Here is a 15193-nt window from a genome sequence, read left to right as displayed (position 1 = left end):
GCATGACATTAAATAAAAGACATTTGAGAAATATAAAGAACAATCTTTCCTTCTATATATGTATAGCCATCCTGAACATAATCATTGTGGTCCTGTATGTGGCACTTATAGGATCATATTACGGACAGAGAAAGTATCTTAAGGAATTCTACAACGATACCAATGTGGAGGACGCACAGTTTGTCACGGCAGATCCTATAAATACCGCAGACATAGAAAAGCTTGAGGATGAGTATAACGTGGAGCTGGAACCACAGTACTATGCTGACGTAAATCTTACAGAGGCTGACTGTGATGAAAGAGTGGGATCAGACATTGCGGAGGATTACACCATCCGTATATTCAAGCCGTCAGAGAAGATCGACATTTACAAGGTGCTTGACGGCAGGGATGTGGAAAATGACAACGAGATCCTCTTAAATCCCCATTTGATGGACGCAAGAAAGCTGGAGATCGGCGACAGCATAAATATTGACGGCACAGATTACGAGATAGTTGGAACCATGGCGAGACCGGACTATCTGTCAGTATATAAGAACATGACAGATAATCTGTTCCTGTTCGACGCATTTGGATATGGAATCACCACAGATAATGCATTTGCCCGGTTGGATGATGATCAGAAGATCATATACTACACGGTAAGATACAGCGAGGACAGCAAGGAGCGAGAGTTTAGGGAAAAGATACACGAGGATTACTATACTCTGTCATACACTGCCGCCTCTGCAAATGTAAGGATAAAGGTTCCCCTACAGGAGACGGACCAGCTCAGTATGTATATCAATCAGGTAATGCCAATGATGATAGTCTTTGTAATGATCATCATAGCAATAATCCTTGGTCGTAAGATCAAACAGGAATCAAGGCAGATCGGCGTGCTGTCAGCTCTCGGTTACAGCAGGGGAAGACTCTCCATGTACTATGGAATGTTCGGTGTCATCCCGGGAATAGTTGGCGTTGTCATGGGAATGATAGTGGCAGTCCCAAGCAGGACCTATCTGGCGAAAATGATATATGAATCTAAGACAGAGATACTTCCTGTAACATATGATGTGTCTATGCCGGCTTATGTGGGCATACTGCTCATTCCGGTAATTGCATACTGGCTGGTGGGCGTTGCGACAGCCTTCAGAGTATTGAGATTTAAGACAGTTGATCTGCTCCACGGAAATGGCAGCAGGAAGAAGCACATGCGTATGCGTATGGCGAAGTCAGAGATGAAGTTTAGCACAAAGTTCAAGATCCGTTCCATACTTGGAAATTGGAGCCGAAGCCTTGTGGTGGTATTCGGCATAGCGGTTGGCGGAATAATGATGGTATTCTGCGATATGTGTATTACTTCCATGAACAACTATTGTGATAAATCTGTAAATGAAGTAGGAAGCTATAATTACGAGTATTTCTTAAACAGTATACATACAGAGCCTGTAGAAGACGGCACCGAGATAATGGTAGGCTCTTTCAGTGTGGATGGCTACGCTACAAATGTCATCTACATGGGCATGGATGATAATGAATACATGGATCTTAAGAGCACGACCGGAGAGAAGCTTACCCTGGACAGCGGAAAGCATTATATTTCTGCAATGGGGGCAATGATATATGGGATCAAGAAGGGAGATACTCTTGATTTCTATGATCAGGCGTCTCTCAAGGAATATAAGATCGTGATAGATGATATCGTGAAGAATGATTCCCAGAGTATCGTGTACGGCAACTGGAAGGATACCTGTGAGCTGCTTGGAGTTCCGGAGGGCAGCTATAACGCAGTTCTTTCCGACAAAAAGCTTGGCTACAAGGAGTCAGAGTACATGTACAAGATCACAAAGGAAGAGCTGTCGGATCAGATCGGTCAGGTTGTTATAAGCATGAAGAGTCTCATGGCACCTTGTATCATACTTGCCATGATCATAATCATCATATGCGTATATCTTATGGTAAATATGTTGGTAAGCGAAAATGCCACGTCAGTATCCATGCTCAAGGTTCTGGGCTATGATAACAGAAGGATAAATAAAATGGTCATCAACGTGTACCATTTCCTTGTACCTGTGGGAATACTGCTTGGTTCTGTTCTGGGTGCAGTGCTGTGTAAGGCTAATTTCGAAGCAAGTACTTCCGCATACAACACATACATTGAGACAGTGTACAGTCCATGGAATTTCGTAAGATATGCAGTGGTGGTTATTGTGAGCTATGTAGTATCCCTGTGGATCCTTGGCAGAAAAGTAAAGGGCGTTGACATGGTTGAAAGCCTTAAGGACAACAGAGAGTAAGTCATATAAGATTTTGAAAAATATTGTGACAGGATAAGAGAAAGCTGCAAATAAAAGTAAATGCATGATCATAAGTACCCTCTTTACCGGGCAAAACGGTAAGGAGGGTATTTTCATGGTTTTATATTCTTGATTAAAAAAGTATACTGTGCTATAAAGTAAACAGTGTTTACCAAAAGGGAGGGATAGTTATCCGAGAGAGTTCAAAGGAAACAAGAGATATGATACTAAAAAGTGCCAGGGACATATTTCTCGAAGTAGGTTATCAGGAGGCTTCCATGCGAAAGATAGCAGCAAGAGCCGGTATCACAGCAGGAGCCATATATAAGTATTTCTCCGGTAAGGAAGAGATGTTCGGAGAGATATTTGCAGAGAGTGGAAAAAAGCTCATGGAGATCACCCGGTCCATGATGGGAATGGATTTCACAGCCATGACAGATGAGGAACTGGTAAATGTGCTGTATTCAAGGGTATCGGTGCAGACCTTTAACCTGTTGGAGGGAGACATGAAACTCTTCCATATGCTGCTAAAGAATGATTCGGGAAAATGTATAGAGCAGTTCCGGGACATCTACATAGAGCGGGGGGCGGCATTTGCCATGAATTATTACGGGGAGTTGTACAGACGGGGGATCGCTTGTAAGAAGCTGTCGGCGAAGACGGTGTACATGCTCACCCGGTCGGAATTCTCAATGGTGTGTGAGATGATCGCGGATGAATCCTGCCGGGATGGTATCACCGTGGAGATGAAGACGGCGTTTATGGAGGCTATGGATATTCTGCTTCACGGAATCGAGGCAGAGCTTGGGATAGATAAAACAGGAGGAAAGAAATAGTGGATAAGATAGTGATCGAAAAGGGAACGGTGCAGGAGACATTGTTGTTACCTTTATATGGAAGGAAGCGTGCCATGGAGATGTATCCGGGAAACTTCCATGACAATGACTGTCAGGAGATATTCGAGAGAGTGTTAATAACATATGAGAAGAAGGGGATAATGGAGAAGACGGGAGCCATCATGGCGGCTACCAGACAGTACAACATGGCTGCTATCTGCAAGGCTTATCTTAAGGAGTACCCAAAGGCCTGTGTTGTCAATCTGGGATGTGGTCTTGACACCACCTTCAGGCAGGTGGACAACGGACAGGCAAGGGCGTACAACCTGGATTTCCCTGACGCCATAAAGGTGCGGAATGAGTTGCTTGGTGACAGGGAGCGGGAGACAAATATTGCATGCAACCTTAATGATATATCCTGGTTTGACAAGATTGATTTCCGTCCGGAGGATGGCATAGTATTTTTCGCTTCCGGTGTATTTTATTACTTCAAGACAGAGGAGGTTAAGGCACTGACTGTTGCCATGGCGGAGCACTTTAAGGGCGGTAAGCTGGCATTTGACGCTACAAATAAAAAGGGACTTAAGAACATGCATAAGACATGGCTTGATGGCTACGATGATGTAAGCGTGTATTTCAGTGTGGATGATCTCAGTGATATATCAGGCTGGAGCGGTAACTTTAAGAATATAGTAAGAAATAAATATCTCTCGGGATACAGGCCTCTTGACAAGAGATATGGATTTATCCTTAATACCGTGTTCAGGAACCTGGACAGATCGGGCATGTGCCAGATGATAGAGATAGATTTTGCTTAAGCGGTTTTGTGGACAGATCAGTTGATAAAGGAGACTTGAAATGAAGTACGGATTCACACAGAAATTATTTGGATATTTTTATCATAGTTCATGCATGAAGGAGGCGAAGAACAGGCACATTTCCATAGACAGCAGAGCTATAAAAAGAGAGTACCGGGCGGTGCTTGAGCGTGCCGAGGATATAGGGAAATCCAGGCTTATGAGTTCATATTGCATGGGTGCATATTTCATTGCCTTAAATAGAATGACCCAATTATCTCCGGAGGAATGTTTTGAGCTGTATAAGGATGGATTATATGGTAATAAATTATTTCACAAGGCAGTGGGAGACGTGGACAGCTATCTTGACGAGAAGAAGATGGCAGGAAGAAAGGAATGGTCAAGGCAGTCACATCTTAAGAAATACAGGAATGACTGGGTAGTTGATATTATTGAAGGGGGACCTCAGGATGATTTTGTGCTGGGATACGATTATCACATCTGCGGTATCTGTAATCTCTGCCGGGACGAGGGCTGCTTCGAGCTGGCGAAATATCTGTGCCGCATGGATTATGTGCTGGCGGATATGATGGGAATGAAGCTTACAAGGACCCAGACCCTTGCAGAGGGTGGAAAATATTGCGATTTCCGTTACGGAAGAAAAACACGGTGATTGTTCTAAATAAAAAAATCTGCATTGGATGGTGCATTTTATGACGACTGTGTTGACATAGTTCCCTTCCAGGTATTAGTATACCACTATATGTGTATATTCGGCAAAACACTCTAAAGAGTGTGACGCAAAGCTATAGGGCCTGTAAAATGGTAGCCAGTTGTACTTGTTTGTTGATCTGCTAGTAGCGTAAAGCATTTTTTTACGGGGGATTCATATTATAAGAATATGAGCTTTGCGATGAAGATGAGGAAGGGGAAGCTATGAAAAGCAGAGTAAGAAACAGTTTCGATTCAAAGGGTATCACCATGGTTGAATTGATAATCGTAATTGCTATTATGGCTATTCTGACAGGTGCGTTGGCACCTGCCATAATAAAGTATCTTGAGAAGAGCAGAAGGGCGAAGGATGTTCAGAATGCCACTGATATTGAAAGTGTTTTGGTACATGCATTTTCATCAGGAGATATAGAACTTCCGGCAGGAATGAGAAAGCAGGGCTATGGTCTCTGGGTTATGATGTGCCGGGGATCCAAGGCAAATGCACCGGTTCCATATCATGGTAAAAATCTTGGAACTGTATGGTGTGGAGCTGATAAGGGTATCTCCTTTGATGGTGTTGTATCAGACAATGACGGGTCATATTGTCAGGCTCTCGACGATTTTCTTAGAAAAGAAGGTATAGATCTGGATAGTGTGAAGACCCTTAGCAATGGCAGTGAAGGTGGTTGGGACTGGATCATCATTCAGATATGTTACGATAAGAATGGACGTCTGTGTTCAAGAGTTTATTCAGGCTTTAAAAATCAGGATGGTGGTATCAACAAGACACCTGTAACCAACATAGAGAAGAGAATGGGTCGAGGCTGGATCGATATTGAATAGTGTGTAAGTAGATATTGATTATAGAGTATGAAAAAGAGAACGTGATTTTGTACAAAACCACGTTCTCTTTTTCACTATATTATTTTAAATGCTCATAAACTTTAACGTTAAATTATTTTGAAAATATTTGTAACGAATACCCTTAAGTGGCGTCTAATCTATAGGAAGGTCCAAAACATGAAAAACAACAGACAAATTATAGGAGGTGACAGTTCTGGATTATGAAAAATTGTACAATTCATATTACCTTCAGGTTTATTCATATGTAATGACCATTGTGAAGAGCCGTAGTGTCGCCGAGGAAGTTACCCAGAATACTTTCTTTAAGGCAATGACAGCCAGGCGGTCATATGAAGGTAAAGCCAGTGAGCTTACATGGCTATGCAGCATAGCTAAAAATCTGGCAATCGATGAATGTCGCAAAAATTCAAAATTTGCAGAGCTGGATGAGGATACTCCTGAGACGTCAGAGGGTATGGCGGATACCGTAGAGGACAAGGTAGAAGATCAGGACACGGCACTCAGGATACATCTGGTACTGCATGAACTGCAGGAGCCTTACAAGGAAGTATTTCAGCTCAGGGTATTTGGCGAGTTGCCATTTTCACAGATCGGCATGATATTCGGCAAATCAGAAAACTGGGCAAGGGTAACTTACCATAGGGCGAGACTTAAAATAAAGGAAAGGATGGATGATAATGAGTAATACAAATATAGATAATTGTGATATCGTGCAGGATCTCCTGCCATTATATTATGACGACGCCTGCAGTCCTGCCAGCCGTAAAATGGTGGAAGCACATCTGGCAGAATGTGAGAAATGCAGACGTACATACGAGGATCTGAAAAATGACACCCTCGATGAGATACTGAAAGAGGACTCCAGGGGGGTGCTTGAAAGGCATGAGAAAAGTGAAAAGACAGCCGCCTACAAGGCGGGAGTTATCATAGCGGGGCTGTTGCTGATCCCGATACTCATAACATTTATAGTAGGGCTTGTGGGCGGAGTAGGGCTTGATGTGTCTGCTGTGGTCACAGCTTCCATGCTGCTTGTTGCGGCACTTACTGTGGTGCCTCTTGTATCAAAAGAGCGGAGACTTGTGAAGTGTATATTGACAGGCGTTATTGCAATCCTTCTTATATACTTTTTCGTGGATCGTATGAATGGACAGGGTGAATTTATATTGTGGACAGTTCCTACAATATTCGGATTGTCTGTGGTGTTCTTCCCATTTGTCATCCGTGGGGTGGAACTGCCTGCGGTATTGGTTGACAAGAAGGCACTCGTCACCATGCTGTGGGATACCCTGTGGCTATTCCTTACTATAGTTGAGGTGTGCGGACACTCAGGAGATTTCGAGGGCATGAGAGAGGGCTGCATAGTTGCCGCAGTTTTAATGGTTCCTGTGTGGCTTGTATTCTTAGTTGCCAGATATCTCAATATCGGTGTTCTTGCCAAGTCGGGGATCATTGTGTGGATATGCGGCGTCTTTACAGCATTTGCAAATGATATATGCCTGTTCTTCGTATATGGCACTAAGCAGCTCACCATCAGCCACGCTGATCTTTCAGTATGGATCACCGGGGAAAATGTCAATTCAAATGTGTATGTGATCGCATTGATAGTCAGTGGGATAGTGGGTACGGCATTGCTTGTTGCAGGGCTGGTGAGAAGAACTGTTGAAAGAACTAAAAAAGGAATATCAGGCAATTGAATCCGTGCTACTAAATAGACAAGGGGCTGAACAGCAAAGAATGCCATTCAGCCTAGAAATTAAAATGAAGTAAGAACTGGAAACTTTTTCATTGAGATTTACAGAATATCTCTAAAAATGTTGAAATGATATTTGATTTATTTGATAATAGTGATTGAGACTGTTGATGGCGGACAAGTGGTGAAACGTTATTCAATAAAGGGGGATTTATATGTTCGATTTTCAGCAAATGTATAGAGAAAAGCTGCGTACACCGGAGGCTGCGGTGGAGTGTGTCAAGGATGGAGACTGGGTCGACTACACTTCATCCCTTGGAAAGCCTGTACTACTTGACAGGGCACTGGCAAAGCGGAGAGATGAGCTGCACGATGTGAAGATCAGGGGTAATCTGATGGCTGGTCCTATAGAGGTTGCAGAGTGCGATGACAGTCAGGAGCATTTTGTGTATCATAGCTGGCACTGTTCGCAGTACGAGAGAAAGCTGTGCGATGAGGGCAAGTGCTACTATATACCGATGGTATTCCACAACAATGCGGCTTACTATGAGTATTTCCTTCATGTGAATGTGGTCATGGTGTCAGTGGGACCTATGGACAAGCATGGCTATTTTAACTTCTCGGTGAATACCGGTGTGGCTGCCCCTATTGCCAGGAAGGCTGACATAGTCATAGTTGAGGTAAATGAGCACATGCCTAAGATACGCGGTGGATATGACGAGTGTATTCACATATCGGATGTGGATATGATCGTGGAGGGGGATCACGAACCATTTGCCGATGTGAAAACACAGGCACCGCGGGAGGTTGACCGGAAGATAGCGGAGCTGCTCATTCCATATATAGTGGACGGCTCAACGCTGCAGCTCGGTATCGGAGGAATGCCAAATGCGGTGGGTGAGATGCTGGCCCAGTCTGATCTCAAGGATCTCGCCATGCATACAGAGCTCTGCTCGGATGCATATCTAGCCTTGTACAAAGCGGGCAAGCTGACAAATAAATATAAGAACATAGACCGAGGAAAGGGCGTATTTGGCTGTGCCATCGGTTCAAATGAGCTGTATGAGTGGCTGGATGACAATCCGGGAATCGCCGCATATCCCCTTGAGTATGTGAACAGGCCATATGTCATATCGCAGATAGACAACATGGTATCCATAAACAGCTGCGTGGCGGTGGATCTGTACGGACAGGTTGCAGCAGAGAGCAGCGGTTCACGTCAGATCAGCGGAACCGGCGGACAGCTCGATTTTCTGATCGGAGCATCGGGCTCCCGTGGCGGCAAGGCATTTATATGTATGAGTTCCACCCATACCGACAGGAATGGAGTGAAACACTCCAGGGTAAAGCCACAGTTCAATGGAGATATCATCACATCGCCGAGAAGTCAGGTGTATTTCCTGGCTACAGAGTACGGCGTGATAAATCTTGAGGGACGTTCCACATGGGAGAGAGCGGAGGCGCTGATATCCATAGCCCATCCTGATTTCCGGGACATACTGATAAAGGAGGCCCAGGAGAGGAAGATCTGGCGGAGGTCGAATAAGAGATGAGAAGGTTATTTGACATAGACATAAAGGACTACGAAGCGGGCGGGAGCACTATTACAAATTTCCGGGTGGCGGTATTCAAGGCGCAGATGAAACTATAGAGACTTTTGACGAGGCATCTGATTTTATGTGGGATGATGTCATGGGATAGGGGATGCATGTATAGATGCCCGGTATACTATGTCACAGGCAATCATGAATATTGGCTTGAGAAATCTGCATGGCTCGTAACGTTCACACAATTTTCACAAAATAATTAGCACTCACCCCTTGACAGTGCTAATAACTGGTGCTATAACATAGTTAAAGATGAAGGAAGGGATTAGGAAAAGGAAAGAAAGATCCCGGAACTTATCTTAGGAAAACAAAAAGTCTAAGTGCCTTGAGCCATCATAGGATGGCGCAATTTCCGACATTTGACTCAGGTTGAGTTTCATTGAGATTGAAAGGAGAAATGACTTATGTTACCTAGTGTTTTTGGAGAAGATTTATTTGATGATTGGATGGACTACTTCCCATTTGGAAGAGATTTTGACAAGGAATTTAGTAAAGCAATGGCTCCTGCAGAGCATGCACTTTACGGTAAGCATGCAAAGAATATGATGAAGACCGATGTTCGTGAGACCGATGATTCTTACGAAGTAGATATTGATCTTCCTGGATTTAAGAAAGACGAAGTTAAGATCCAGCTTGCAGATGGTTATCTGACTATCGAAGCTGCCAAGGGTCTTGATAAGGATGAAAAGGATAAGAAGAGCGGCAAGTACATCAGGCGTGAGCGTTATGCGGGCAGCATGAGCAGGTCCTTCTACGTTGGCGAAGATGTAAAGCAGGAAGAGATACATGCTAAGTATGATAATGGTATCCTGAAGCTCTCAGTTCCTAAGAAGGAAGCTAAAAAGGCTGTCGATAGCAGTAAATACATTGCTATTGAATAGTTAATATAAAAGTCATCATACGATATAAAAGGAAGGAAGCGATTGTTATGGATAAAAATCCAAAACATCCATTAAAGAAAAAGAAAGCTCATGAAAAGGTAAATGTTGCAGATCACAGCTCAGAAGAGCAGGTATCAACAGGAAAGCATAAGAAGCATGTTTATGAATAGCGTGCGGAATATGCTTCAGATATCATGAACAGTATAAATTACTAAGAGAAGGCGTCATGGCATTAGCTGTGGCGCCTTTTGTTTATTGTAATGATGTCGGAGACATCGTTACGTTGCAGCAACCCTTGCCGTAGGCAATTTTTAATGGTTGCTGCTCCACAGGATGTAATGATGTCGGAGACATCGTTACGTTGCAGCAACCCTTGCCGTAGGCAATTTTTAATGGTTGCTGCTCCACATAAGTTTAGTTGCCCAATTAATTGAAAAAGTATATACGTTATTTCTTATTTATGTTACATTTATAGTGTATAGGCTTATGTCTGTAATGAAGAGTGAAGAAGAGGGAGATAAACCAGGCATAGGCGTGATCATAAAGCAGGGTGTTACAGGCACACTTATTTTAACATCGAGGACAGAATGGGAAACGACAGTTATAAATATCAGGTTGATGAAAGAAAAAAATATCAGAAGATAGAGGCGGTAGAGGATAAATGGATCAGGATACACAAGGATTTTTCACCTTATGTGGACGAGCATATCCTGTTTCGCTGCATGAAAGAGGCATTTAATCTTGTGGATATTGTTATGGGCAACAAGATTTATGGTTTCAAGAATGCAAATACTCCTGCGAATACAGAGAAGACCGATAAGGGAGAACTGTATTTCTACGATAACTTAAAAGACCCCATAAATTATACAGAAGCGAGAACCTTCTACGGCAAGGTGACGATCCTGAAAAGACTAGGATATGCCATACCTGATGAGATAAATGAAATAAGGAAGTTCAGAAATTTCATAGAGCATAATACGGAAACCTTCAATCTTCAGTATTTTGCAGAGACTTATAATTATGACAAGGCAATGGAGCTGATCGCCAATCTGGGCTACACTCTTTATGTGCTTGGAATGTTAAGATATGAGTATATAATCCCGGCAGGAGATATACTTCTGGCTCACAAGGGAGACTATATAGGGAATGGAAATGAATATTATCTCCATGAGATTATATCCTCTTCCGTGTTTTGCAATGTTTTTCTTGGCTATGATGTGAAGAAGAAAAAATATGTCGCTATTAAGGAGATAAAGCAGTACGAGACTCTGGACAATGACAAGGATCTCCTTATGCATATGAATTGTGACAATCTGCCACATGTTTTGGATATAATCAATTACAACAGAACATTTTACATTGTAATGGAATACATCGAAGGCGTATCACTTACAAAGGTGTTGAACGAAGGCGTAGTAACTTATGATTGTGCGGTGTACATGATAAGACAGATTGCCAAGGTCATAGATTATCTCCACAGCCAGCACAGAATGGTGCATGTGGAATTAAATCCCGACAATTTCCTGGTGGATATGAACTGGAAGGTGTATCTGGTGGATTTCGGTGTTACAAAGTCCAAAGAATATATAGCTGCAAATGATCCTTCCTCCATATATATTGCTCCTGAGGTGCTTGAGGGGGGAGTGTATGATCAACGGGCGGATATTTATACATTTGGCATGATGGTACAGGTGATACTGAGGAGGGTTCAGGATTCTGCGGAACATGAGGAAGAGATCTCAGGGTTATTTGACATTACTCGCAGGTGTGTCGGCATTAATCCCTACAGCAGGTATTCCTCTGCAAATGAAGTATGTGGCATGTTATACGAGATCGGTCACAGCCGTACGGCACAGTATGAGAACATGCAGTACGGAAGAGATCAGAATGGCGGATTTCAGACCGGAAAGCCATGGCATGAAAAGACAAATAGTGGGAATACTAACGTTGAAAACACCGAAGGTGGTCAATATCGGCATATGAAGCCACAGTCCGGAAAGACTGGAGAAGAGGGCGGAAATATGACGGTTCAGCAATCTCAAGGGGCTAAATGTCCAAGAAAGATTATTCTTGGTATAATAGTTTTTCTGGTGGCAGCAGCATTATTTGCAGGAGGCATGTTGCTGGGCAGATTTTTATAAAAATAGTGTGCAAAAATATATGAGATAGAGATTTTGATTTGTGGGAAAAACGATCGGAACATGCTTCTTTTGGTTGCAGGATCATGCCAAATAAGGTATCATAGATACAGGTATTTTTATTTCTAAAGACTGTATTTTCATGATAGTAGGAGACAGCCGAATGCCTGCATATTACAATAGATTGGGGACACTGAATGGGCATAATTTATTCATCTCTGAAACGAAAAACAGAAGAGGAACAATCACATTTTGATAGAAGAATTTCACAAATGCTTCCGGTTATGGCAGGATACTGCTATTTTGACATAAAAAATTATGACACTTTTTCGGGTGAATATAATCTGTATATTGATTGGGACATGGAGTTGATGGAGTACCTTGCGTACCCACTTCCTTCTGGTGGATATTTTGTTAAGGTAACATCGGAACAGGCTGATGATTTTAATGAGCTTGGAGAAGGCGTGCCTGTATATATGAAGCTTATTGGGAAAAATGGACAGATTTATTCCTACAGAACCTATCTTGTGTACAGAGGAAGACCCTACAGTATCGAGTTCAGCGGTGCAGAGCTTATCCCATTTGAAGAAAAAATACAGAAGTGCATGATCGGTGGCAGCCAAAGACCTGGCATGAGCATAACCGGCAGCCAGAGATTTAGCATAGGCGGAAGCCAAAGACTTGGCATGGGAGTAACCGGCAGCCAGAGATTTAGCATAGGCGGCAGCCAAAGACCTGACATGAGCATAACCGGCAGCCAGAGATTTAGCATAGGCGGAAGTCAGAGACTTGGCATGGGAGTAACCGGCAGCCAGAGATTTAGTATAGGCGGAAGTCAAAGACCTGGCATGGGAGTAACCGGCAGCCAGAGATTTAGCATAGGCGGAAGCCAAAGACCTGGCATGAGCGTAACCGGCAGCCAGAGATTTAATATGGGCGGAAGTCAGAGACATGGCATGGGAGTGACCGGCAGCCAGAGATTTAGTATAGGCGGAAGTCAGAGACATGGCATGGGAGTAACCGGCAGCCAGAGACATGTTGGCAGTCAGAGACCTACAATTATGGGAAAGCTTCCGGAGGTGTACACGCCGACAGAGGATTGGACCATGATACCTAAGGAGTGGCAGCTTATTAACAGGACAAGAAGACCGGACACAGATAAGGGCGGCAACGCCAGACTTGGATACGGACTTGATTTAATATAACAAAGAGCGGACGGCAATTCTTATGTGATATGTTGTCTGCTTTTTTTTCGCTGTGTATAATAATATTTTAAGGGATAAGGGCATGCCGGTATTTTGTGGGGTATGCAATAAAAACATGGATGGATGATCATGAGACTCAAAAATAGCTTGATAAGTATAATAAAAAAGGAAACGGTACTGTCAATAGCAGTAATTCTGGCAATGATTTCTATGTTTGCAGTACATCCGGACAAAAGGTATCTGGAGTATATAGATTTCAGAACCATATGCATACTATTTGCACTTATGGTAATAGTTGCAGCATTTAAAAGTGTAGATTTTTTTGTGGTGTTGGCGGATAAGCTTACAGGTGCGGTAAAGAAAAAGTGTACTCTTGCCCTTGTTCTTGTGCTTCTATGTTTTTTCGCGTCAATGCTTATAACGAATGATGTGGCGCTCATTACTTTTGTGCCATTTGGTATTATAGTATTTGGAAAGCTGCCGGAGGGAGAGAAAAGATCCTGGATCATTAGGGTGGTAATCATGGAGACTATTGCAGCAAATCTTGGAAGTATGCTTACACCTATAGGTAATCCGCAGAATTTATATCTGTTTGGCATATCGGGAATGAATATAACCGATTTTCTTGAATTGATGCTTCCTTATGCAGTAGTTTCTCTTGTATTATTGCTAGTCTGGATTGCCATATCCGGGTTAAAAGATAAAAAGAGTAAAGGGGCAAATGCGGAAATAAAGCCGATTGGTTCGGTTGGTAGCATGCAGAAAAATAAAGAAATCCTTATAGTGTATCTGGCGCTATTCATGGTTATGCTTCTGGTGGTGGGAAGGATAGTTCCATATCAGGTGGCATTTATCATGGTTTTGTTGTATACGGCTATAAGGCAGAGAAAGCTGCTTCGAGAGGTTGATTATTCTCTGCTTGGGACATTTGCAGCCTTGTTCATATTCATAGGAAACCTTGGGAGAATACCCGATTTGGCTGGCTTCATAGAAAAAATAATGGCTGGGCATGAAGTGCAGTGTGCTGTGGCAGCAAGCCAGGTGATGAGTAATGTTCCGGCGGCAATATTGTTGTCAGGATTCACAGGTAATATAAGGGCTCTTATTGTGGGTACAAATCTCGGAGGACTTGGAACACTTATAGCCTCAATGGCAAGCCTTATAAGCTTCAGATATATTGCGAGAGAGGACAGAAGCATGAAAGGTTCGTACTTTCTTTGGTTCACTCTTGCCAATATAATTTTTCTCTTTATACTCATGATTTTCTATATTTGCAAGGAGAAGGGTATATGTTAGGGTTTCATACACTTTGGACAGCACCATTTTACGTTAAAAATAGTGAGGATACACCATATTCCATGCAGGATTATGAGGTACTTACCATGATACTTTCCGCAATTATGTGGAGGAAGAACAATGGACCTATTGTTCTTTATGGAGATCGCAAAGCATTGGAATATATTGATAGCCTGGGGCTTAGTTTTATCTGGAACGGAGGAATTAAGGAGATAAAAGTTTCGGAGAAAATAGACCCGGGAGTTTTCTGGGCAGCAGCCAAGTTGTTTGCCCTTAAGGAGGTGGAGACACCGGCAGTGATGGTGGATCTGGACCTTATTATATGGAAGCGGATAGTGGACTATGTTGCCGGAACTGATCTGTGTGCCATACACAGAGAGGGATTGTTCCCGGAGGTTTACCCGGATACACATACCCTGAATATGAAGCCCGGATATTCATTTGACCCGGAGTGGAGCGAAGAAGTCATGCCTGTGAATACCTGTATGCTTTATATGGGGGACGGCGATCTCAAGAAGTACTATGTGGATTCAGCTATAGACTTTATGGAGAACTGTAACGAGCACGAGGATAACCTGCACCATATGGTATTTGCCGAGCAGAGACTTCTTGCCATGTGTGCGGAGAAATATGGCAAGGTTGTGTCATCATTTTTTCCTGCTTCAATGGATATTGCAAATCAGGATATATTTACTCATCTGTGGGGCTATAAGAATATCCTCAAGTTCAATTACGAGGAGCGGGAGAAGTTCGTGAAGAAAATGAAGGACAGGATCGTGGCTGAGTGCCCGGAGTGTGGCAACATGATCGCAGATATTAAATAGGATGATCCAATTTCCCGAAAAGTAAAATCTTCAGAATTTGAGGTATATGATAAGAGAATAAA

14 protein-coding genes and 1 riboswitch are annotated in these 15193 nt (G+C 42.9%); all 14 genes read left to right on the top strand.

Going from position 1 to position 15193, the window contains the following annotated elements:
• Positions 1-2: 2 nt before the first annotated feature.
• The 14 genes from DXB54_RS01255 (at position 3) to DXB54_RS01200 (ending at position 15131) form a co-directional block, all read left to right on the top strand.
• Complete coding sequence (locus tag DXB54_RS01255; protein WP_021938193.1) at positions 3-2279, top strand: ABC transporter permease; 2277 nt, start codon at positions 3-5, stop codon at positions 2277-2279.
• Between the two features lie 221 nt (positions 2280-2500).
• Entirely contained in the window at positions 2501-3115 is a 615-nt protein-coding gene (locus tag DXB54_RS11910) for a TetR/AcrR family transcriptional regulator (protein ID WP_021938192.1), read from the top strand.
• On the top strand, positions 3115-3933 hold the full coding sequence (locus DXB54_RS11905) for a class I SAM-dependent methyltransferase (RefSeq protein ID WP_021938191.1): 819 nt from the start codon (positions 3115-3117) through the stop codon (positions 3931-3933). The genes DXB54_RS11910 and DXB54_RS11905 overlap by 1 nt, the downstream gene beginning before the upstream one ends.
• Positions 3934-3973: 40 nt before the next feature.
• Positions 3974-4585, top strand: coding sequence for an L-2-amino-thiazoline-4-carboxylic acid hydrolase (locus DXB54_RS01245; protein WP_021938190.1), 612 nt, complete (start codon positions 3974-3976; stop codon positions 4583-4585).
• Between the two features lie 92 nt (positions 4586-4677).
• Positions 4678-4753: riboswitch (cyclic di-GMP riboswitch) on the top strand.
• Positions 4754-4848: 95 nt separating this feature from the next.
• Complete coding sequence (locus DXB54_RS01240) at positions 4849-5469, top strand: type II secretion system protein (RefSeq protein WP_021938189.1); 621 nt, start codon at positions 4849-4851, stop codon at positions 5467-5469.
• A 229-nt stretch (positions 5470-5698) separates the two neighbouring features.
• The gene (locus DXB54_RS01235; RefSeq protein WP_330426327.1) at positions 5699-6175 is read left to right on the top strand and encodes an RNA polymerase sigma factor; all 477 of its coding nucleotides are present in this window, start codon (positions 5699-5701) and stop codon (positions 6173-6175) included.
• On the top strand, positions 6168-7184 hold the full coding sequence (locus DXB54_RS01230) for a zf-HC2 domain-containing protein (protein WP_021938187.1): 1017 nt from the start codon (positions 6168-6170) through the stop codon (positions 7182-7184). Before DXB54_RS01235 ends, DXB54_RS01230 begins: the two co-directional genes overlap by 8 nt.
• Before the next feature lie 211 nt (positions 7185-7395).
• Positions 7396-8733, top strand: coding sequence for an acetyl-CoA hydrolase/transferase family protein (locus tag DXB54_RS01225; protein WP_118694019.1), 1338 nt, complete (start codon positions 7396-7398; stop codon positions 8731-8733).
• A 458-nt stretch (positions 8734-9191) separates the two neighbouring features.
• Positions 9192-9668 carry an Hsp20/alpha crystallin family protein gene (locus DXB54_RS01220; protein ID WP_021938184.1) on the top strand — a complete coding sequence of 159 codons (477 nt, stop codon included), beginning with the start codon at positions 9192-9194 and terminating at the stop codon, positions 9666-9668.
• A gap of 47 nt (positions 9669-9715) precedes the next feature.
• On the top strand, positions 9716-9838 hold the full coding sequence (locus tag DXB54_RS12140; RefSeq protein WP_021938183.1) for a hypothetical protein: 123 nt from the start codon (positions 9716-9718) through the stop codon (positions 9836-9838).
• A gap of 417 nt (positions 9839-10255) precedes the next feature.
• Complete coding sequence (locus DXB54_RS01215) at positions 10256-11809, top strand: protein kinase domain-containing protein (RefSeq protein WP_118694018.1); 1554 nt, start codon at positions 10256-10258, stop codon at positions 11807-11809.
• 194 nt (positions 11810-12003) lie between these two features.
• Complete coding sequence (locus DXB54_RS01210; RefSeq protein WP_147360996.1) at positions 12004-13011, top strand: hypothetical protein; 1008 nt, start codon at positions 12004-12006, stop codon at positions 13009-13011.
• Between the two features lie 129 nt (positions 13012-13140).
• Positions 13141-14307 (top strand): SLC13 family permease, encoded by a 1167-nt coding sequence (locus tag DXB54_RS01205; protein WP_021938180.1) that lies wholly within the window; start codon positions 13141-13143, stop codon positions 14305-14307.
• Complete coding sequence (locus tag DXB54_RS01200; protein WP_118694016.1) at positions 14301-15131, top strand: DUF6734 family protein; 831 nt, start codon at positions 14301-14303, stop codon at positions 15129-15131. The genes DXB54_RS01205 and DXB54_RS01200 overlap by 7 nt, the downstream gene beginning before the upstream one ends.
• Positions 15132-15193: the final 62 nt, after the last annotated feature.

The organism is Coprococcus sp. OM04-5BH (genome assembly GCF_003482105.1).
GTDB lineage: Bacteria > Bacillota > Clostridia > Lachnospirales > Lachnospiraceae > Coprococcus.
Note: the sequence above shows the minus strand (reverse complement) of the source record. Positions and strands in the feature narration are given on the sequence as shown.

Coding starts and splice junctions, on each gene's coding strand:
- DXB54_RS01255 (WP_021938193.1), top strand. CDS start 3: ATGACATTAAATAAAAGACATTTGAGAAATATAAAGAACAATCTTTCC.
- DXB54_RS11910 (WP_021938192.1), top strand. CDS start 2,501: ATGATACTAAAAAGTGCCAGGGACATATTTCTCGAAGTAGGTTATCAG.
- DXB54_RS01245 (WP_021938190.1), top strand. CDS start 3,974: ATGAAGTACGGATTCACACAGAAATTATTTGGATATTTTTATCATAGT.
- DXB54_RS01240 (WP_021938189.1), top strand. CDS start 4,849: ATGAAAAGCAGAGTAAGAAACAGTTTCGATTCAAAGGGTATCACCATG.
- DXB54_RS01230 (WP_021938187.1), top strand. CDS start 6,168: ATGAGTAATACAAATATAGATAATTGTGATATCGTGCAGGATCTCCTG.
- DXB54_RS01225 (WP_118694019.1), top strand. CDS start 7,396: ATGTTCGATTTTCAGCAAATGTATAGAGAAAAGCTGCGTACACCGGAG.
- DXB54_RS01220 (WP_021938184.1), top strand. CDS start 9,192: ATGTTACCTAGTGTTTTTGGAGAAGATTTATTTGATGATTGGATGGAC.
- DXB54_RS12140 (WP_021938183.1), top strand. CDS start 9,716: ATGGATAAAAATCCAAAACATCCATTAAAGAAAAAGAAAGCTCATGAA.
- DXB54_RS01215 (WP_118694018.1), top strand. CDS start 10,256: ATGGGAAACGACAGTTATAAATATCAGGTTGATGAAAGAAAAAAATAT.
- DXB54_RS01210 (WP_147360996.1), top strand. CDS start 12,004: ATGGGCATAATTTATTCATCTCTGAAACGAAAAACAGAAGAGGAACAA.
- DXB54_RS01205 (WP_021938180.1), top strand. CDS start 13,141: ATGAGACTCAAAAATAGCTTGATAAGTATAATAAAAAAGGAAACGGTA.
- DXB54_RS01200 (WP_118694016.1), top strand. CDS start 14,301: ATGTTAGGGTTTCATACACTTTGGACAGCACCATTTTACGTTAAAAAT.